This is a genomic window from Nitrospiria bacterium (assembly GCA_036397255.1).
In the GTDB taxonomy this organism is placed as follows: Bacteria; Nitrospirota; Nitrospiria; order DASWJH01; family DASWJH01; genus DASWJH01.
Window position 1 is genome coordinate 29,567 of sequence record DASWJH010000055.1, and the last position, 19,501, is coordinate 49,067.

The 19,501-nt window shown below is 44.3% G+C and carries 22 protein-coding genes and 2 other RNA genes; 10 read left to right on the plus strand and 14 right to left on the minus strand.

Translation table 11 applies throughout. The features are described from left to right. The first annotated feature begins 74 nt into the window (after positions 1-74). The 6 genes from VGB26_07590 (at position 75) to VGB26_07615 (ending at position 5,487) form a co-directional block, all read left to right on the plus strand. Positions 75-2,132 carry a sodium-translocating pyrophosphatase gene (locus tag VGB26_07590; GenBank protein ID HEX9757650.1) on the plus strand — a complete coding sequence of 686 codons (2,058 nt, stop codon included), beginning with the start codon at positions 75-77 and terminating at the stop codon, positions 2,130-2,132. Positions 2,133-2,166: 34 nt separating this feature from the next. Further along, entirely contained in the window at positions 2,167-3,261 is a 1,095-nt protein-coding gene (gene ychF / locus VGB26_07595; GenBank protein HEX9757651.1) for a redox-regulated ATPase YchF, read from the plus strand. Positions 3,262-3,420: 159 nt separating this feature from the next. Then, complete coding sequence (rpsF, locus tag VGB26_07600; GenBank protein HEX9757652.1) at positions 3,421-3,765, plus strand: 30S ribosomal protein S6; 345 nt, start codon at positions 3,421-3,423, stop codon at positions 3,763-3,765. 3 nt (positions 3,766-3,768) lie between these two features. Further along, positions 3,769-4,167 (plus strand): single-stranded DNA-binding protein, encoded by a 399-nt coding sequence (gene ssb / locus VGB26_07605; GenBank protein HEX9757653.1) that lies wholly within the window; start codon positions 3,769-3,771, stop codon positions 4,165-4,167. 31 nt (positions 4,168-4,198) lie between these two features. Beyond that, positions 4,199-4,429, plus strand: a complete 231-nt coding sequence (rpsR, locus tag VGB26_07610; GenBank protein ID HEX9757654.1) for a 30S ribosomal protein S18 — start codon at positions 4,199-4,201, stop codon at positions 4,427-4,429. Positions 4,430-4,542: 113 nt separating this feature from the next. Next, positions 4,543-5,487, plus strand: coding sequence for a DUF2232 domain-containing protein (locus VGB26_07615; protein ID HEX9757655.1), 945 nt, complete (start codon positions 4,543-4,545; stop codon positions 5,485-5,487). Here the strand turns inward: VGB26_07615 and VGB26_07620 are convergent. Beyond that, positions 5,459-5,959 carry a DUF4388 domain-containing protein gene (locus tag VGB26_07620; protein ID HEX9757656.1) on the minus strand — a complete coding sequence of 167 codons (501 nt, stop codon included), beginning with the start codon at positions 5,957-5,959 and terminating at the stop codon, positions 5,459-5,461. The genes VGB26_07615 and VGB26_07620 overlap by 29 nt on opposite strands. Before the next feature lie 367 nt (positions 5,960-6,326). Between VGB26_07620 and VGB26_07625 the strand changes: the two genes are divergently transcribed. The 3 genes from VGB26_07625 (at position 6,327) to VGB26_07635 (ending at position 7,842) form a co-directional block, all read left to right on the plus strand. Next, the gene (locus VGB26_07625) at positions 6,327-6,725 is read left to right on the plus strand and encodes a PilZ domain-containing protein (protein HEX9757657.1); all 399 of its coding nucleotides are present in this window, start codon (positions 6,327-6,329) and stop codon (positions 6,723-6,725) included. A gap of 353 nt (positions 6,726-7,078) precedes the next feature. After that, positions 7,079-7,546, plus strand: a complete 468-nt coding sequence (locus tag VGB26_07630) for a thermonuclease family protein (protein ID HEX9757658.1) — start codon at positions 7,079-7,081, stop codon at positions 7,544-7,546. Positions 7,547-7,602: 56 nt separating this feature from the next. Further along, on the plus strand, positions 7,603-7,842 hold the full coding sequence (locus VGB26_07635; protein HEX9757659.1) for a hypothetical protein: 240 nt from the start codon (positions 7,603-7,605) through the stop codon (positions 7,840-7,842). Between the two features lie 83 nt (positions 7,843-7,925). On the opposite strand, the gene VGB26_07640 is transcribed toward VGB26_07635, so the two are convergent. Beyond that, entirely contained in the window at positions 7,926-8,177 is a 252-nt protein-coding gene (locus VGB26_07640; protein ID HEX9757660.1) for a hypothetical protein, read from the minus strand. A 110-nt stretch (positions 8,178-8,287) separates the two neighbouring features. Between VGB26_07640 and VGB26_07645 the strand changes: the two genes are divergently transcribed. Further along, complete coding sequence (locus VGB26_07645; GenBank protein ID HEX9757661.1) at positions 8,288-8,638, plus strand: hypothetical protein; 351 nt, start codon at positions 8,288-8,290, stop codon at positions 8,636-8,638. A gap of 28 nt (positions 8,639-8,666) precedes the next feature. Here VGB26_07645 and VGB26_07650 read toward each other — a convergent pair whose 3' ends face one another. The 12 genes from VGB26_07650 to ffs all read right to left on the minus strand — a co-directional run bounded on the left by VGB26_07650 (position 8,667) and on the right by ffs (position 19,307). Continuing rightward, entirely contained in the window at positions 8,667-8,972 is a 306-nt protein-coding gene (locus VGB26_07650; GenBank protein ID HEX9757662.1) for a TfoX/Sxy family protein, read from the minus strand. Between the two features lie 116 nt (positions 8,973-9,088). Continuing rightward, entirely contained in the window at positions 9,089-10,441 is a 1,353-nt protein-coding gene (locus VGB26_07655) for a hypothetical protein (protein ID HEX9757663.1), read from the minus strand. Positions 10,442-10,473: 32 nt separating this feature from the next. Continuing rightward, positions 10,474-12,843, minus strand: coding sequence for an MMPL family transporter (locus tag VGB26_07660; protein HEX9757664.1), 2,370 nt, complete (start codon positions 12,841-12,843; stop codon positions 10,474-10,476). A gap of 79 nt (positions 12,844-12,922) precedes the next feature. Beyond that, positions 12,923-13,777 (minus strand): outer membrane lipoprotein-sorting protein, encoded by an 855-nt coding sequence (locus VGB26_07665; GenBank protein HEX9757665.1) that lies wholly within the window; start codon positions 13,775-13,777, stop codon positions 12,923-12,925. A 41-nt stretch (positions 13,778-13,818) separates the two neighbouring features. Then, on the minus strand, positions 13,819-14,577 hold the full coding sequence (locus VGB26_07670) for an SDR family oxidoreductase (protein HEX9757666.1): 759 nt from the start codon (positions 14,575-14,577) through the stop codon (positions 13,819-13,821). Between the two features lie 69 nt (positions 14,578-14,646). Further along, a complete protein-coding gene (locus tag VGB26_07675) occupies positions 14,647-15,252 on the minus strand; it encodes a TetR/AcrR family transcriptional regulator (GenBank protein ID HEX9757667.1) in 606 nt (201 codons plus the stop codon). A gap of 352 nt (positions 15,253-15,604) precedes the next feature. After that, on the minus strand, positions 15,605-15,919 hold the full coding sequence (locus VGB26_07680; protein HEX9757668.1) for a YciI family protein: 315 nt from the start codon (positions 15,917-15,919) through the stop codon (positions 15,605-15,607). 133 nt (positions 15,920-16,052) lie between these two features. Continuing rightward, positions 16,053-16,402: a transfer-messenger RNA gene (gene ssrA, locus VGB26_07685) on the minus strand. Positions 16,403-16,445: 43 nt separating this feature from the next. After that, the gene (recR, locus tag VGB26_07690; protein HEX9757669.1) at positions 16,446-17,063 is read right to left on the minus strand and encodes a recombination mediator RecR; all 618 of its coding nucleotides are present in this window, start codon (positions 17,061-17,063) and stop codon (positions 16,446-16,448) included. Between the two features lie 127 nt (positions 17,064-17,190). Further along, complete coding sequence (locus tag VGB26_07695) at positions 17,191-17,508, minus strand: YbaB/EbfC family nucleoid-associated protein (GenBank protein ID HEX9757670.1); 318 nt, start codon at positions 17,506-17,508, stop codon at positions 17,191-17,193. A gap of 8 nt (positions 17,509-17,516) precedes the next feature. Further along, a complete protein-coding gene (gene dnaX / locus VGB26_07700) occupies positions 17,517-19,172 on the minus strand; it encodes a DNA polymerase III subunit gamma/tau (protein HEX9757671.1) in 1,656 nt (551 codons plus the stop codon). A 35-nt stretch (positions 19,173-19,207) separates the two neighbouring features. After that, an RNA gene (ffs, locus tag VGB26_07705) (signal recognition particle sRNA small type) lies at positions 19,208-19,307 on the minus strand. Between the last annotated feature and the right edge of the window lie 194 nt (positions 19,308-19,501).

Consider the following 19,501-nt stretch of genomic DNA (forward strand, 5'->3'; position numbering starts at 1 on the left):
CAAGCCATCCAGGCGGTGGTGTTTTAGGGAATTTAAAAAACCATGAATCAGTTCAATAGCGAATTGTAATCAATATGAGTGAGGAGGATGACGTGAGCGTTGTACAAATGGGATTAATTTTCTCCTTAGGGTGTTCAGTGATAGCCCTTCTTTATGGAGTTTTTTCGTCAAAATGGATTTTAGGGCTCAATCCGGGGTCAGATAGGATGCAGGAAATTGCATTAGCGATTCAGGAAGGAGCGAAGGCTTATTTGAATCGACAATACACCGCTATCGGAATTGTGGGTGTTATTTTATTAGTGGTTCTTGCAATGACTTTGGGGCTCTTAACGGCCATTGGGTTTGCCATCGGGGCGGTAGCATCGGCAGCTGCGGGGTATATCGGTATGTGGGTCTCTGTCAGGGCCAACGTACGGACGACCGAAGCGGCCAAATCGGGCCTTGCACAGGGGTTGGACGTTGCCTTCCGTGGGGGAGCCATTACGGGGCTATTAGTGGTCGGATTAGGCCTCTTGGGGGTTGCAGGGTATTCATCCATTTTGTTGGGAATGGGAATTGAATTAAACAAGACGATTAATGCGCTGGTGGGGTTAGGTTTTGGGGGTAGTTTAATCAGCATTTTTGCCCGGTTGGGGGGAGGCATTTTTACCAAAGGGGCAGATGTGGGGGCCGACTTGGTTGGAAAAGTAGAGGCTGGGATCCCTGAAGATGATCCCCGGAACCCCGCTGTGATTGCGGACAATGTGGGGGATAATGTGGGGGATTGTGCGGGAATGGCCGCGGATTTATTTGAAACCTATGCCGTAACCATAATTTCTGCAATGCTCCTGGGAGTATTGATTTATCAGGAAAGCCTCAACGCGTTTGTCTATCCAATGGTATTAGGCGGGGTTTCTATTATTGCCTCGGTCATTGGGACCTTTTTTGTTCGTTTGGGAAAAGGAAATAACATCATGGGGGCTTTATATAAAGGTTTAATTTCAAGTGCCGTGATCTCTGCAGTGGCTTTTTATCCTGTGACCACCTGGTTAATGGGGGGGGAAGCCGGGTATAGCGTGTTTGAGCTTTATATTCCCGCTTTGGTAGGATTATTGGTTACCGGGGCGATCGTGGTTATTACGGAATATTATACTGGAACACAATATTGGCCGGTTCGTCATATTGCGGAGGCTTCCCAAACAGGCCACGCCACCAACATTATTGCGGGCTTAGCTGTTTCAATGAAGGCCACGGCCCTTCCCGTCATTGTGATTGCGGCTGGAATTATCACCGCCCATTCCTTTGCGGGAATTTATGGTGTGGCCATTGCCGCCGTTTCCATGCTTTCCATGACAGGGATTGTGGTGGCAATTGATGCCTATGGCCCCATCACTGATAATGCGGGGGGCATTGCTGAAATGGCGGAGCTTCCTAAAAGCGTTCGGGCGGTTACCGATCCCCTCGATGCGGTGGGAAATACCACTAAAGCGGTGACCAAAGGATATGCCATTGGATCCGCAGGGCTGGCTGCTATTGTGTTGTTTTCCGCTTATACCGAAGAGCTTGAAAAGATGGGGTTGAAGGTTACCTTTCTCCTGGCTGACCCGAAAGTCCTTGTGGGCCTTTTTATTGGGGGGCTTCTTCCTTATTTTTTTGGTGCTTTGGCGATGGAGGCGGTTGGAAAAGCCGGGGGGCTAGTAGTGGAAGAGGTCCGTCGTCAATTTAGAGAAATCAAGGGGATAATGGAGGGTACGGGGAAGCCCGAATATGGCCAAGCCGTGGATATTGTTACACGGGCCGCCATTAAAGAAATGATCCTCCCAGGTCTCATTCCCGTAGTCATTCCAATTTTAGTTGGTGTTCTTTTGGGTCCCATTGCTTTGGGAGGCGTATTGGTGGGAAGCATTATTACGGGCATTTTTTTGGCCATTTCCATGACCAGCGGTGGGGGCGCGTGGGATAATGCGAAAAAATACATTGAAGATGGAAATTTCGGGGGAAAAGGAAGTGAGGCTCATAAAGCGGCGGTCACAGGTGATACGGTGGGAGATCCCTACAAGGATACCGCGGGTCCTGCAATCAATCCGATGATTAAGATCATAAACATTGTGGCTTTACTTATTGTTCCCATCATGGCCCCCTTTTGGTCCTAACTTCTAAACAGGATAAAACAGCTTAGGCGCTATCATGGGATTTAATTGCGGAATTATTGGCCTTCCCAATGTTGGAAAGTCAACCATTTTTAAAGCACTGACCTCGGCCAAAGCAGAAGTGGCGAACTATCCCTTTTGTACCATCGATCCAAATGTGGGGGTCGTCCCTGTCCCTGATCCCAGGCTGGGGGTACTTGAGAAGATTTACCGTCCCAAAAAAGTTACACCCACGATTGTGGAAGTGGTTGATATTGCTGGGTTGGTCAAGGGGGCCAGCACAGGAGAAGGTTTGGGAAATAAATTTTTGGGACATGTCCGGGGAGTGGATGCTCTCCTCCATGTGGTTCGATGTTTTGAAGATCCTGAGGTTATCCATACTGCGGGGAAAGTGGATCCTAAACAGGATATTGAAATCATCGAAACTGAGTTGATTTTATCGGATTTGGAAATTCTTGACCGGCGAATTCAAAAAATAGAGAAAAAAGCCAAATCAGGAGGAAAATCTGAACGGGAGGAGTTAGCTCTCATTATGACCCTTCAGAAGATTTTAAATGAAGGGCGGTCCCTCAGAGGTTTCCAAATGGAGCCTGAGCAGAGGGATATGATTCAAGATTACCATTTATTAACTTTAAAACCTTTACTGTATGTTGCCAATATCTCCGATTATGACTCAAAAAGTGAGAATAGGTTCCTGAAAGTGGTTGAGGAAATTGCCCAGTCAGAGCATACCCTGGTAATTGCCATAGCTGGGGGAACCGAGGCAGAGTTGAGTACCTTGTCCTTTCAGGAAAAGCAAGAATTTATATCGGAGCTGAACCTCGAAGAACCTGGGTTAAACCGGTTGATTAATGCCGCCTATGGGCTCCTGGGCCTATTGACATTTTTTACAGGGGGTGAAGAGGAGGTTCGGGCTTGGACCGTGGTCAAAGGGTCCAAAGCCCCGCAGGGCGCAGGAAAAATACATTCAGATATGGAAAGAGGATTTATCCGGGCAGAAGTTATGAGCTATTCTGATTTATGTGAAGCAGGTTCCGTTCAAAAGATCAAAGAAAGAGGCCTTTTGAGAGTGGAAGGAAAGGATTATGTGATTCAGGATGGCGATAATGTTTTTTTTCGATTTCATGTTTAATTTGCCTATCCTCCCTTGATTCCAAACGTGAGGATATGTTAAAAACGAGACTTAGATTGTTATGGGAAAATGGGGGTACAAAACGAAAAGGTGCCCCCTTTCGAGAAGTTTCCTCGCTCTTATCGTGCTTAAGGGCTTTACATCCAGGAGGTCAAATCCATGGGAGAATATGAGTCCATTTTTGTTTGTCGGCAATCTCTTACAGAAGATGCCAATACCCAATTAATAGAAAAATTTAAGAAGATTATTGAAAAAAATGGGGGTGAAATCCTCAAAACCGAGCAGTGGGGTAAAAGGCGGTTGGCTTATGAAGTTAAAAAGGAGAAAAAAGGGATCTATAACCTAATCCAATTAAAAGGAGACGGGCCGCTGATTTCCGATTTAGAACGCAATTATATGCTTGATGATTCGGTGATCAAATATATGACGGTTCGTTTAGAGCACCCGCCTGTTCCGGACCCCAGTGTTTCTACCGAGGGATCAGAGGAAAACAAGGAGAAATAGCTCATGGCCAGTTTTAATAAAGTTATCCTCATGGGAAACCTGACCAAAGACCCTGAAATTCGATACACCCCGGGAGGAACTGCGGTGGCCAGTTTTCGGATGGCTATTAACCACCGGTTTAAACAAGGTGAGGAATTCAGGGAGGATGTTTGTTTTGTGGATATTGTGGTGTTTGGAAAACAGGCCGAAAACTGTAGTCAATATTTAAATAAGGGCAACGGTGTGATTATTGAGGGCCGGCTTCAGGAGCGACGTTGGCAGACAGAGGATGGGCAAAAGCGAAGTAAACACGAAGTCGTGGCCCAAAGTGTTCGTTTCCTTCCCAAGAAGCAGGAAACGCCTGGAGAAAAAGGGCCACCGTTTCCAGAAGAAGATGTGGTAGATAATGATGTTCCATTTTAAAGGGTTTATGAACGTTTAAAGAAGGAGAATCATGGAAAAAAGGAGATTTTTTCAGCGACGAAAAACCTGCCGTTTTTGTGTGGAAAAAGTCCTGTGGGTGGATTATAAAAATACTCAGTTCCTTCGGGACTTTTTAAGTGATCGGGGAAAGATTATTCCCAGCCGGATTTCAGGGAACTGCGCAAAACACCAACGTGACTTAGGTGTAGCCATTAAACGGGCCCGGAATATCGCGTTGCTTGCTTTTGCCGAAGAGGGATAAACCCAAATGCGGTCATTAGGACGTGAATTCTTTTTCTTGTGAATCATGAGATTTTTATTCCAATCTGGGTAGCCCTCCAAGGGTTTTTCCTCCCCAATAAGGACTGGTTCTGAATGGGTATTTTGTTTCGGTCCCAATCCCCCTGGTGGGGGCCCCTTGCCTTTCTTCTTTCCTCTTTTTTATTCCTCTCCCTTGAAATTATTCCGCCGTTGGGTTTGATGGTCAGTGGATTTGCCATAACTCCCTTAACCCTGGTTCTTCTGGAAAGGGGACGACACTTTTTTTTTCTTGGAAACGTATTCCTGGTTTCATTTCTATTGCTAACCTGGGGATTAGAGTCGGTGTTTTTATATTTTTTTGGATTTGTTATTCCGGCATTTCTCATTGCTGAATGGCTTCAAAAAGGAAAAGGAATTAATCAAACTTTATTGGTTTCCACCTTATTTCCATTAATCCTGGGGGCAAGTTTGGTTGTGATTCAAAGCCTCGGAGAAAATGAAAATCCCCTGGTATCAGGGCAAAAACAAATTGAAGACTCTTTGGCCCGGTTAATCGAATTCTATCAAACTTCGGGAATGGACCCGGAGCAGATTGAACAGTTAAAAGCGGTAAAAGAGATTCAAGCAAAGATCCTTTTTTGGCTTATCCCCTCATTAATGTTTATCGGATTCTTGTTGGTGATCCTTTCTAATTTTCTGTTAATCCGCTATTGGTACTTTAAGAAGGGAGGAAATGTTTTTCCTTTTTCAAAACTATCAAACTGGTACCTTCCGGATCAGTTGATTTGGGGAGTCATTGGGGCCGTTTTCCTACTGATTATCCCATTTTCTCCGGGAAGGGTTGTTGGAGGGAATGCGTTGATCGTTTTGATGCTTCTTTATCTTTTTCAGGGGTTGGCCCTGATGATTCACATTTTTCACCAAAAACGGGTTTCCTATTGGTTACAAACCTTGGCTTTTTTTCTTTTGATTTTCTGGCCGACGCTACTTTTTGTGGTCTTTTTGGGATTGGCTGACGTTTGGGCTGATTTTAGGAAGGTTCGTGAATCTCTTGTCTGACTCGTTCGATGGCTTCGGAAATTAAATCTTCTAATTTCAGTTGAAGTGGAATGACCTGCCTTGAAAGTTCTCCATCTAAAAAAGTAAATTCTCCTTCTTCCCAAAGAAACAAGCTCGTGAAAATTTCTTTTACCTGAAACTTTAGGCCTTCAAAAATTTCTTTTGGATTTAAAAATCCCTCCTCCACCAATACACTGCCATGGCGCTTTCCTGTTTTTTTAATAATTTCCACAGAAATTCGATATTGTTCCGGAGTAATTTTTTGGGATTTTAAAAGCATTTCCCCAAGGCGGTCTTCCGGTAGGTTTGAGGAGGCAAAAACGATCATACCTTCTTTCAAGGAGATGGATTTAACTTGACCCTGGTTTTGAAGAGTCAAAGTTCCAGTGGCCTTGTTGGCCAATAAGGTTTCCAAAACTTGGATCAGGTCTTTTTCTTTGAGAAAGCCTGAAAAAATAAGAGGGTTTGTCATGATTTTTGGTTTCAGAGAGGAAGATGAACCGAACTCTCAAATTATAGCCCACCCCGATTGAATGTCAAGTTTCGCTCGGTGTATAGATTGAAAATATGGAAAGCCTGCCGAAAACCCTTCCCAATTTAAAGGCTTACGCTTGACGGTTCCAGGGCAGGATGTTACCATTTGGTAATTCTAATGACGTACCCATTATCCTGCCTTTCATTCATGATCTTAAAATTCGGTGAATGGATTTCGAATAGAGATTTAGGTTATTTTTGATGGCCCAAAAGGGGATCGTTTTAAATTTTTCCCGTTTTTGAAGAGGGGACTGAAGGGAAAGAAAACCATTTAAAGTTTGGAGAGAAAAGGAGGAATAAGCCCCATGAGGCAAGCGCAAGGAACAGCCGTAAAAAAGAAGGCGCCCCAAAAATTAGACGGGAGAATTTCTCCACGTTTACCTTTATTGGTCCTTGAGGTTCGGGGAGAACATGGGAAAAAGGTTTTTTTAGGATATGCGGAAAATATCAGCCAAGGGGGGTTATTTGTTTCGGCAAAAACACCCCTTATCGTGGGTGAGCGGTTTCCCGTGGAATTTGTGCTTCCCGATAATAAAACAATGGTCCGCGCCACCTGCGAGGTGGTATGGAGAAGAAATTACGGGAAAAATGACCTCATATCCGGTGGTATGGGGATCAAATTTGTTGACCTTAATAATAAAGCGAAACAGGTCATCGGTGCCTGGATTCAACAGGAAGACCATCGCAAAAAAAGAAAGCCCTAGTCATAATGGGGTAAAAAGCGTTTAAACCATCCAAGTCCTACCCAAGAAAGAGGTTTTTGGTGTTTTTATCTTCCCTCACCTTCCTTTTTCCGTGTAAATGTCTTTTTTCCTTTGCCAGAAAAATCCATTGCCATGTTGGAAAAAAAACATCAACGTATTTTTCTTTTTTGTGGGGCTTTGTATTTTTCTTTATTTTCTCCTTTTGGTTTTTGGAAAAGGCAAACGGGCAAAATCCCATTTACAGTTTTCGAAACTTCAATATCCAAAATGGAATTCCATGTAAAAACCCTTTATTTGATTTTCCTGGGTTAGGATCACTTTCTTTTCATCCCTTTTATGGATTTGGTTCAGGATTGAGGAGGATTGCCAATTCCACTAATAAGGAGCCGGGGGTTGGCCATGAGGTTTTTGTATTAAAGGTGATCGATGGGGATACCGTAGAGCTGAGCAATGGGGAAAAGGTTCGGTATGTGGGGATCGATGCTCCAGAAATAAAAAAAAAGATAAAGGGAAAATGGAGAGAAGCTCCCCAACCCTTTGGTCTTCCGGCTTTTCGGTTTAATCGGCATTTGGTTGAAGGACATACTGTTTATTTGGAATTTGACCAAAAAGAGCGAGATAATTATGAGAGGCTTTTGGGTTACCTCTATGTGGATGGGGTCATGGTGAATGCCCTTTTGGTTCAGGAGGGATATGCAAGGGTTTCTCTTCACCCTCCAAACTTAAAATATGCGAGCCGTTTACTTGGTTTACAGAGAAAGGCATGGGAGGAGAGGCGAGGAATTTGGGCCGCCCACGTTCAGGTGGATCAAGGACACTGACCCGTAAAGAAATTTTTCCAGGAAAGGGATGCCTGATATCCTGAAAGGAGGTTAAAGTGGATCAGGGAAATGGGAAAGGGAATGGGAAGGTCAGCAGGCGGAAGGGGCAGGGTCGGAGGGATGAATCCCTCAACCGGCGCCAAATAGATCGACGAGTGGGAGCCCGCCTTCATGAGGATCGCCGGGTGGGACGCCGAAGGAAGATCAATTGCCCGACCTGCGGATTTCCTCTTTCGCAAAAGGATGTTTGCTCCCGTTGTCAGATAAGGGTCATTCGAATTCGGAAGAGGTCTTGAAATTTTTGCTCTGGTTGGAGTCACTGATCAGGACCTTTTAAATTATATGGCTCATCGTGGAAGTGAGTGGGTAAATTTTGTCATTACCCGCCTGTCCGGCGGGCACTTGCAGGCAGGGGAAAGCGGAAATCCAGGCCCTTCCCGTCATTCCCGCGAAAGCGGGAATCCAGAAGTTGTTGATTTTTTGAATCCTGGATTCCTGCCTGCCGGCAGGCGGGCCCGATAAAACCATTCGGGAATGACGAACTGGATTTTGCAGGAACCTCTAATACTTCAAAGGCTTCAACCGCAGAATGACTTTGACTTGACCCTTGCCCTGTATGGACCTTAAACACTTTTTAACAATTTTTACCCACTCGATTACACGAAGACCCTTATAATATAATGTTATCAATTAACCCCTATATTTAGTGATACTGGGAATCAGTAAAAAAAGGAGGAAGCGGTGAATACACCTGTGTTCAGTGTTGGAGAAAAAATCCACATTATTACCCGGCGCTTGTTCCCAAAAGACGTTAACCAGCATTTTGCGGGGGAAATTCAAGCGGTCTCAGCGGATCAGATCCGCGTGGAGGGTCATGTGTTCGTTTATAATTCTGGAAAAAATGAATACGAAAAGAGACCCGAAAAACGGATCAGAATCTTTTTCATGTCCGGCGCGGGGCATATTGTAATCATTCTCCCGAAAAGCGCCAACCTTGAATCACTCCACTATGCGAATAAGAATGGGCGTCTGGTCTTTACGGATGAAAAAGGTTTTTCACTGGATATCAACGAATTCGTGCCCATATCATGACCCATTTGAAATACCCGAATCCTTTTTTTTACGCCTGAAAGGCTTGTTCAGCCCACAGGGTAAGCTGATCGGAGTCTTCTAAAATATCAGGAGGAACTTCAAAGTAGTTTTTCAGAATTTGCTTTGAATTTGGACGAAAAGGTTTCATACCCCATTCCACGTAGTGGGTTCGGTTGGAAGGCCGGGTTTTGAAGTAGACCCTCCCTTTATAAATAATTCCAAAAAATTTTTTCCCACGATATAGCCCGTACCCCCCAAACATGGGACGGCAATTCAACTGGTTTAAGTGCTGTAATTGGTCCAAAATAAAATCTTTAAAAGAATCGCTTTTCACCTAACAAAAAACCCTACTATTTATCTTTTCTTAATAATAAGAAAGCAAATAAGGGGTTCATTCCTCATTCGATTATTTGCAAAGACACCCCTTTCCCTCTTAAAAAAAGAAAAATCCTAAAAAACATATAAAAGCTCCCAGGAGAAACGGTCATCATTGTTAAAACCAGAAATGGGGTCTTTGGGGTCCGCATCAATGATATCCGCTCTAACCATCAGTTTGATTCGTTCAAAAAACCGTTCCGAATATTCCACACGCCAAATCTGAGACTGTTCTTTTAGATCCAAGGTCACACCCCATAAAATTTCTCCGTCACCCGAATTATTCCGGGACCAGCGGAACCCCATAAAAAGATCATTCTGGAAAGGCCTAAAGGCAACCGCATCCAAACTTTGCTCGGAATCATATAGGTATTCTCCCAGCATCCCAAGATCGCTGTTACCCAAAACCCCAAAAAAAGTATACTCAACCCCCCCCACCAAGGCCGCATGGTCTTCCGGAACCAGATTCTGAGTCACCACTGCTCCATTGGGTAGCAGCCTGGACCGGTCTAATATCCCCGCCGCACCGGTCTCTTGGAAAAGGGTTTCTCCTTTGATCAACCAATTTCCTAAACTCATTTGAAGGTCAACCCCTGCTTGCTGCATTTCGTAATAAAACACTTGGGCATTTTCCTCCCCAGGAGCCAGAAAAATAATGGGAAACTTTTCATACCCGTTAAAATAAGAGAGCCCAACATCGGCAGAACCGAAAGTACGCTCCCACCGTAAGGCAAACTGCTGGCGAAAACGTTTTGCCGAATGGGTGTAAATGGCATCACCAGATATATTTCGAGTCCCATCAAAAAAATTAAACCGGTTCACCTTTCCGGGAATGGGTGCTGGAGTAAAATAGAAAAACTGAAAAAAATCAAACCGGTTTTCACCGATTAAAAACCTGGCGCGAAGGGAAGGTTCCCCCAGTTTGTCAGGATCAAAAAAATCTCCGATATAGTCCTCTTGATTAAGAATATCGACAATATTGGCAGACTCCACCGTTCCCCAAAAAAAAGTTTGATACCCAAACCGAAATTCGTAACTCTCTCTTACATATTCAAGATAAATATCATCTGGGGAGAATAAATGATATTCAGGATCGGTTATACCCACCCGGAAGCGAGGCGCTACGGTCAACTGAAGAGACTCGCTAAAAAATAAGGCCAGGTCCGGTTTGACCTGAACGGAAGAAACAAATTCATCCTGGTCTCCCTTCCCGGGATAAGGGAAAACAAAAAACTGCACACTGGTTTCTATTTTCAAATCATGGTCGATACCCCAAGCTATTTTTCCCCAAAAAGGAAAAAGGATAAGGACCATTGCCAGAAAACTGACTTTTAAGAAATGTTGAAAGGATTCGCTAATCGGGTGAGGGAAGCAGGTCACTCTTTTACCGGTCCGAAAAACCATAAGGGGGGAAAATAGCTCTCTCATGGGACATTCATTTTGAGTAATTCTCAACAGGTTCAAAAATTAGGACGGGCTATTTTAACTTTTTTTTGATCGAATTTCATCAACAGGGCCGGGAGGAAAAAGAAGTCATAAATTAAGGCCAGGACAATTGAGAAGCTGATCATCGCCCCTAAACTGGAGTTAATCCGGAAACCCGAAAGCATGAACAAACCGAATCCGATGGTTAAAATAATCGAGGTGAATAATAAGGCATGGCCCACATCTCCCAAAGCGTGCTGGAACGCCGGGCCGCTTTCCAATCCGTTTTCTTTATTTCGTTGATAACGAACCAACAGATGAATGGTATCATCCACGATAATTCCCAAAGCAGCGGTGGCCACAATGGATACCGCAAAATCTACATGATCTCCCAGCATCCCCCAAACCCCGAATGTCAATACAATGGGTAAACCATTGGGCACGAGGCTCAACAATCCCAAACGAATGGACTTAAATGTAAAAATGCAAACCAGGGTAATTAATAAAAGTGCCACAAACAAGCTCATGAGCATTCCGCGGATGACCCGGTCGCTTAAAAAAGTAAACATGACCCAAGCCCCAGTCCCCTGTGCTTCGATCTCCGGATAATGGGTTCCCATCCATGATGCCACATCACTCAAAATCTCTCGGTGCCGCTTGCCCGGTGTTTTTTTCATGGTAGCCGTAACACGGGTGCTGGAATAGTCCACATTGATCTGGTTGGTCAGGTCCAATCCAAAAGGAAGGGATAAGGTATAAAGCAGTAAATACTGGGCGGACAATTCTTGGGTCTCGGGTAGCCTGTAAAAAGCGGGATTATCCCCGTGGAGGTTTTTGTTCAATCGTTTCATAATGGGAACAATCGTGTTGACATGGACCACCTCCGGAAAAGTCATAAGATATTCCGAAAAGGCTTCAACCTTTGCAAGAAAAGCAGGATCACTGACCCCATTGGGCTGACCGCTTTCAATAGAATAATCGGTATAGGAAACCCCGGTGAGGTTTGCATCTACAAATTCCGCCGTTTCCCGATACCAGGTCCCCTTCTTGAAATAATTGATGGGGTTGTTGTCCAATTCTAATCTAAAAATAAATAAACTTCCTACCACAGCCACCCCTAGGAAAAAAAAATAAAAGAATTGATAACGCCGGGTCACCAAGTCCCCCAACCAGTCTGTCCATTCTCTAGGAGTAACTTCCCCTCCCTCTGTATTATGGGATTTTTTCAAGGGTTTTATGCCACAAGGACAAATGGTCAACAAAGCGGGCAGGAGGGTGACGGAAATCACAAATGTAAAGAGGACCCCACTTCCTACCAAAATGCCCAGATGTCGCACGGGGGGAACCTCATTCAGAACCATGGAAAGAAACCCGATGGCGGTGGTTAAAGCAGTTAAAAAAATTGGGAAAAAGTTTTTTTGCAAGGCCCCCTGAACCGCTTCTTCCTGGGTAAGACCGTTCCTCCTTAGCCGTGCATAACTCACCACAACGTGAATCGAGTAAGCAATTGCCACGGATAATAAAATTTGGGGGAAGGCAGCAGAAACCGGGGTCAATAAAATTCCGAAATGCCCGGAAATTGCCGCGGTAAAGATGATGGATAAAAAGACAATAAGGAGGGGAAACACCACCCCGGCGGTTGATCTCACCAGAACGATTAGCCCAATAATCACAAGGCCCAGCATGATCGGCATCATTTTCTTCATTTCAGCTTCAGGGGTCCTTGAAAAAGCCGTATTGGTGGCCACCACGCCATTGAGGCGATAATCAATTTCCGGGTGTTTTTCTCTTTCCAGATATACCAACTCCTCTACCAGGGAGTAAATGACGCTGGCGATATTAGGATTCTCCTCAAGAGGAGGGAAAAGCACCCTGGCATTAATTTGAGTCACCCGCCCATCATGGGATAAAAGGAACCCCTTCAGAAGGGGTTCTTCAAGGGCAATGGCCTCTTTAATTTTCAGGTCCCCCTTCGAAAGGGGAAGTTGGGGAACCAAATCATCGACCTTTAGTTCATCTTCAAAAACCTCTGTATGCTGAAAATTGGTTATGGAATCCACACGGGTAACATAGTTGGTTTTCCATAAACCAGCCGTGAGATCTTGAACCGTCTCAAGAACTTCGTTGGAAAAAACAGGCTTTTGAGGATGATGGATGACGACCGTTATGTTGTCATCCTTGGTATAAATGGCTTGAAAATCATCAAACGCATTGAGTTGAGGGTTATCCTTACTAAAAAAGACCCGGTAACTGGAATTAAACCCTGCTTTGGGTAACCCAGTTAGAATCACCCCTAGGGAAAGGAGAATGGGAAGGGCCACCATCCACCAGCGGTATTGAACCACCAGCCTTCCTAACCGTTCAGGAAAAGCCTGTCCGTTGTTGGTTGAATTATTCAGTTTCATTCTACCCTTCTTCATAAGGGCACAGAAATTTTCCCCGTGATCCGTTGGGTTTTTATTTCTTTGGGTGGTCTGTGTTTGCCTATCGCTGCCGCTCTAATGACCGCTTGGTAAAAAATGATTCTTTGAGACCTTGTCTAAATCTCCATTCTTCAAATTTTAAAACGGTCTTTTTTTGGGTCTGGAGGTTTTCCATAATGATTTCATTGGGCCTCCAAAATTTTTCCAAATATTGTCTGATCTTATTGTAATATTGAATCTTGAGAGGTGATCCCTTTCGGTCAAAAAATTCTTGTTTGACGGTTTGAAAGTTGGATTGGTTGACCCAGGTAACGATTTTGGTATAACCGGAATTGGGATCCTTCGGGTACCGCTCCACCACCCAAACCGATTGATCTTGGTAGATATCCTCGCGAAGATATTTGTAATTATATTTCTCTGGTTCATTGGAAGATAAGTCCTCATAACTAAACTCAGAACCCACGAAACTTCCGCTTTTATTTTTCGAGGCAATTCGCTTGACCCGTTTCAGGGCGGGAAGATACAGCCATTGGTCGTCTTCCCCTTGAATATGCTCAAAAGTTAATAAACCTGTTCCCTTAATATCCAGGGGATGCTGGAAAGTCATTAGTGTTTTATCCCCATCCTTCTTCATTTCAAAGGTCAACCGGTCCATCCTGCGCTGGCTTTGTTCTCCGGCTGCATTGATCAGTGTCATGTCCATGCTGATTTCATCATCGCCAAATCCTTCATCCATCTCCTCCTGAGTCACAAAAATGTATCTTCCCATTTCCTCAGGAGTTTTACCTGAAGAAAGGGCTGCGGATCCTATGGGTGGTTGGATCAACAGAATCGTCCACCCCATCAAAATGGTGATCAGTAAGAACGCTCTGAACCGTCGGTTCTTTTGCAAAAGGCTCATCTTATATTTCTCCATTGGATTCCTCTTTTGTCCTCTCTTGGAAAAGGTAATTTAAATTACTGTGCCGCCATTCCCCCATCAACGGACAGAATACTCCCGGTGGTCCAAACGGATTCATCCGATGCAAAATAAACCGCGGCGTGCCCGATTTCCTCAGGATTTCCCATCCGGCCAATGGGATGCATCGATTCAAAACCGGCTTTCACCTGAGGATCGCTCATCATGGGCGCCACCCCCGGGGTATCCACCCCACCGGGACAGATACAATTGCACCGGATTTTATTTTTCGCATATTCTATGGCCACACTTTTGGTCAATATAATCACTCCCGATTTTGCGGCCCCATAGGCATGGGCGGGAAACCCCGGCGCGGCTTTCAGACCCAAAACCGTGGATATATTGATAATCGAACCACCCCCCTGTTTCAGCATATGGGGAATCACCGCCCGCTTGAAACGAAAAGTCCCGGTTAAAAAAATATCCAGGGTTTCATTCCAGACCTGATCGGAGGTTTCATGGAGAGGTCCTCCATGAAATAAATTACCTGCGTTATTGACTAAAATATCGATTTTTCCGAAGGCAGTAAGCGTTGACGTTACGGCCTGTTGGACATCCTGCTCCTCCGTCACACTTCCCGAAGCGGCCAGTGCTTTTCCCCCGCTATTGGAAATGTCTTTGACCACTTTTTCCAGCACATCTTTTCGCCGCCCGGTGATGGTAACCTTCGCTCCCTCCCTTGCAAATAACCTTGCAATCCCTTCGCCGATACCGGTTCCTCCACCGGTAATTATGGCAACCTTATCTTTTAATCTCATGGAAAGCCCTCCTCTTGATCAATAAACCCTTTATTGGGAAATGATGGAAATAGTTCTTCAATCGAAATTTTACCTTTTAAATAAAACTTTAAGATATTGTTTGAAATGTTTGACGTTCTTTTCAACTATAAAAGAATCTTGGGTTGCCTTTCCCAAAATAAATGATCCCTCAAGAATGGCGATAAAATGCTCGGCCAATTCCTTATTATTGAATTTCTTTTTGGGGAAATATTTTTCCTTGGTTTCATCAAGATCTTTTTTAAGTGTCTCCGTCCATTGATGGAAATATTGGGAACATAACTTCCGGATTTGAGGATGAGTGCTGGAAAGTTCCTGAGAAAAGGTTCCCAAAAGACAATTATTTTGAAAGTTGGGATCCTTTGATAGCTCAATCACAAAATCCAGATAGCCATACACTCTTTGAAGGGGATCCTTCTTCTTGCAAAAGGGGGCCTGCTGGATTTTCTGTTGCATAAAGGCGACATACCGGTCCAGCACGGATTTTCCCAGATGCTCTTTATTTTCAAAGTAATGGAAGAAACTACCCTTGGTCAAACCCGCTGAATTACAGATCTCTTCCAAGGAGGTCGCAGGAAACCCCTTGGTCAGCATTAAGTGGGTAGCTGCTTCCAATAGTTTTTCTTTAGCAGGAGAATGTTCTTGTGCGGTTCTCATGGGTTAACATACCTACCGGTTGGTATAAAAATAACAAGACACCGATTTGAAGTCAAGCTAAAAAAATAAATGATTCCAATAGGGTCCTTTTCCTCGCTTAGCGCACAAATGATTTGAATAAAATCCTGAAGGTTAACAGATACAGATATGGACGGGGTTTTGGCAGGAGTCTGGTGGATAAAGATGCGAAAATGTTCCCGGATGGACCACGGGAGGTGGCATAAAAAAAACCAGGCTTCCCAGGCTTTTTTCCAAACGGTGGAGTTGGTGATTGCTAACTTAACTGTTTGCAATCACTCACAGTTTTTTCTTGGTTAACTACAAAATACTACATTGAAGTAAAAAGGTAGTCTTATTTCATCTCCATCATTTGTGAGACACGTACTGTTCCACCATTTTCTAAAAACGGATCGGATTTTGCGATTTCACTGGCAGCCTCAATGCTTCCTGCTTTAACAACTGCAAATCCTTTCATCGGATTTGGATCATTATCATCTTCAACACCACTTGATGTTACAATTTTTGAAACCGGTAATGGTGTTCCTGGATTAACTATAGTTTCACCAAGACCTTTTACCCAAGCCTTCCATTTTTCCATTTGGGCCATTCCCTCTTCTTTTGAGCTTGGCTGTTTTCCTCCGTAATAAGCAATCATAAAATTTGCCATTTATTCCTCCAATAGATTTGAAAGGTGAATTTCAATTAGTTTATATGAAAAAAATAGACCCAGGGCATATTAACATAAAAAAAGTCCGATGAACCACCCATAAAAAAAGCCCGGTTTCCCGGGCTTTTTAAACTGGTGGAGGCGGCGGGAATTGAACCCGCGTCCGAAAACCCTCCGCTTTAGGCTTCTACATGCTTAGCCTTTGTTTTAAATTCGCAATGGCCCCCGCCCAAAAGCAGGCATAAAGCCAAGGCTAGCTTGTTGATCTCGGTGTTTACCCCAAGCGTGAAAACACCTAGCCTGTTTTGTTGACATTCAACCCACAGTACAGGCAACTGCAGATTAAATGTTAGCCGCGATTAGGCAGCTAAGGCTAACTCAGGTTGTGAGTTTGCATTTAGATTTTTCCATTTGTTTAACGAGCCAATGGAACCTCGGCATGCCACCTAAGCTTCTTGATCTCCGTCGAAGCCGATCGCCCCCTACGCACTATAATAACATATCACCTGAATGGGAGACAAGGGATTCAAAAGGAACGCCTCCCCTCTAAGGCTTTAATAAGGGTAACTTCATCCGCATAATCCAGGTCCATACCCACTGGAATTCCATAGGCAATCCTCGAGACCTGGATCCCTGCGTCTTTTATAAATTTGGAAAGATAAATGGCAGTGGCCTCCCCTTCAATGTTCGGATTGGTGGCAATGATCACCTCTTTCACTTCTCCATTTCCAAAACGTTTAATCAAATCATCCACCTGAAACTGGTCCGGACCAACCCCATCCAGAGGGGATAAAATACCCTGGAGAACATGGTACAGCCCTTTGTAATCCCCCGTTTTTTCTATAGTATATAAGACATTGAGGTCTTGAATTACCAAAATCTTTGTCCGGTCACGCCTGGGGTCGTTGCAAATCCCGCAAACCTCATTTTCTGAAATATTATGGCAATCCCGACATAGAGAAACTTTTTCCTTGATATCCAAAATGGCTTGAACGATACCTTGGACATCCTGTTGGGTCATTCTCATGAAATAAAAGGCTAACCGTTGGGCCGACTTTTGTCCAATCCCTGGTAACCGTTTTAATACTTCCACCAGTTGGGATAAAGCTCCCGGTTGCCCTGATAATCTTCCAAAAGATTTCACGATTTCTCCAAAAAAAAACTTTCCTCTCTCCAGGTTTTCCTCGATGGCTCCCCACCCCCTGAATAAAGATATTAGAGAAAGTCTGCGGAACTTTCATTTTTCCCGTAGCTCCCCCATGAAGAAAACCTTAAAACAGACCGGGTATTTTTAAACCCCCAGTTAGCCCCTTGACCTCCTCGGCCATCATTTCTTGGGCTTTTTTTTGTGCCTCATTGACCGCCGCCACAATTAAATCTTGAAGCATCTCCACATCTTTGGGATCAACCACCTCCGGATCAATCTTAATGGAGAGAATCTCCTGCTTTCCATTGGCAACCACCGTTACCATTCCCCCCCCAGAGGAGGCTTCCACTTGTTTCTTGGCCACCTCCTCTTGAACCTTCATCATTTTTTCTTGCATGGCTTGCGCCTGCTTCATGATGTCTCCAAACATTTTATTTGCCATGATTGCTCCTATTCTTCCTTGGCCTCGATTATTTTTCCTCCAAACATTGCCAATGTTTCTTTAATTAACGGGGTCTGTATGGGATCGTTCATTTCCTCCCCACCCCCCCGTTCACTTTTTTCCATATAAGGTAGCGGTTCGGTCTTTGATCCAGGATCCAAAACCGTCCATTTGATGGGCAAAGGCCTCTGCATTACCTGCTCCAATGTCCTTTCTAAAACCTTCATATGCTCCTCCTTTTGAACCAATTTCATCAAAAAAGAGGAATTTTCAGGAAAGCCAATGGTAACCTTATCCGGACCGGAATCAACGACTCTTCCCTGTTCCAAATAAGATCCTAAATTGGGTTTTTCTTCTTTAATCCGCTTGAGAATTAGATTCCATTTCTCCAAAAACAATTCAGGAGGGACAGCCTCATCTGATGAAGCAGGTTTAGGCGACACCCTCTGGACTTTTTCAGAGGAACGATCCCCACCTTTGAATTCTTCCCCAACAAGATTATTATTTAAATCGGTCAAACGTTTTTCCATGGCATGAAGCCGTTGGATCAGATCCTCCAGGGAGGTGGTCCTCACCATTCGCGTTGCCTTGACCAAGGCCAACTCCAGGGAAAACCGGGGTGAAAGAGACAGTTTGATTTCTACTTGAGTTTTAACAAAATGCCCAGTCCACCGTTGAAGCTCATCCAGGGAAAGGGAAGCCACAATTTGTTTTAAATGCTCCACTTCTTCACGGGGTAAATCCACTAAAGAAAAGGGATCGGTCGAGACCTTGATCATTAAAAGATTTCGGATATATTCAACTAAATCACCTAAAAACTTTCGCAAATCTGTTCCATGGGCTACCAGGTCATTAACCAGTGCCATAACATCCGACGTGTCCTGGTGATGTAGCGCATGAATGGTCCTTTCCAGTATCTGTTGGTTCACAATGCCCAGTAAAGTTCTTAAGTTTTCCAAATCCACTTTCTGACCACAAAAGGCCACCGATTGATCCAAAATACTCAATGCATCCCTCATACTCCCTTCAGCGGCACGTGCAATCAGCCTATACCCCCCCTCTTCCATCTCAATTTTTTCCTCAACTGCAATCCCTTGTAGGTGTCGAATCATTTCCTCAAAAGGAATTCGTTTAAACGTAAAATGCTGACAGCGGGAAAGAATCGTGGGTGGAATCTTATGTAATTCCGTCGTAGCAAACAAAAAAATCACCCGGTCGGGGGGTTCTTCCAAGGTTTTTAAGAGTGCATTAAAAGCAGAGGTTGATAACATATGGACTTCATCAATGATATAGACTTTATATCTTCCTCTGACAGGAATGTACTTGACCGCTTCTCGAAGCTCCCGGATATCATCCACACCGGTATTGGATGCTCCGTCAATCTCGATGACATCGATGGCCATCCCATCCCAGATTTCCCGACAGGTCACACAATCATTGCAAGGGTTGATGGTGGGTCCTTTCTCACAATTCAACGCCTTGGCAAAAATTCTGGCCACGGTTGTTTTACCAACCCCTCTTTCACCTGAGAAAAGATAGGCATGGGCCACCCTCCCACTTTGAACGGCATTTTGAAGGGTTTGGGTAATATGGCCTTGGCCAATCACCTCTTCAAATAATTTTGGCCGCCACTTCCGAGCAGAAACTTGATAGCTCTTATCCATCCTTTCTCCTGTTTCCGGTTGAGTGCAGATAATGGGGAGACCAGGCAAACCTGCGGCACCCAAGGGGACCTACTTACCGCTGCTTCCTTCCGGACCTGACGGGGTTCATAAGGCCTTGCTGCACAGGGCCCGGCCTCCCCATTATCTGCACTTTGTTAAAGAAATCCTCCACTTCCCATCTGGAAGGGTTTTAGAAGAAATGGGTCCTCTTCTTTATGTTGCCCTGAATTTGAAGCTGATCCAACCCTTCAATAGGGCAAGAAAATAAACAAAAGGCATTGTATGGTAAATTTCTGCTTTAATGCAAACAAAAAGGACAAAACCTTCCT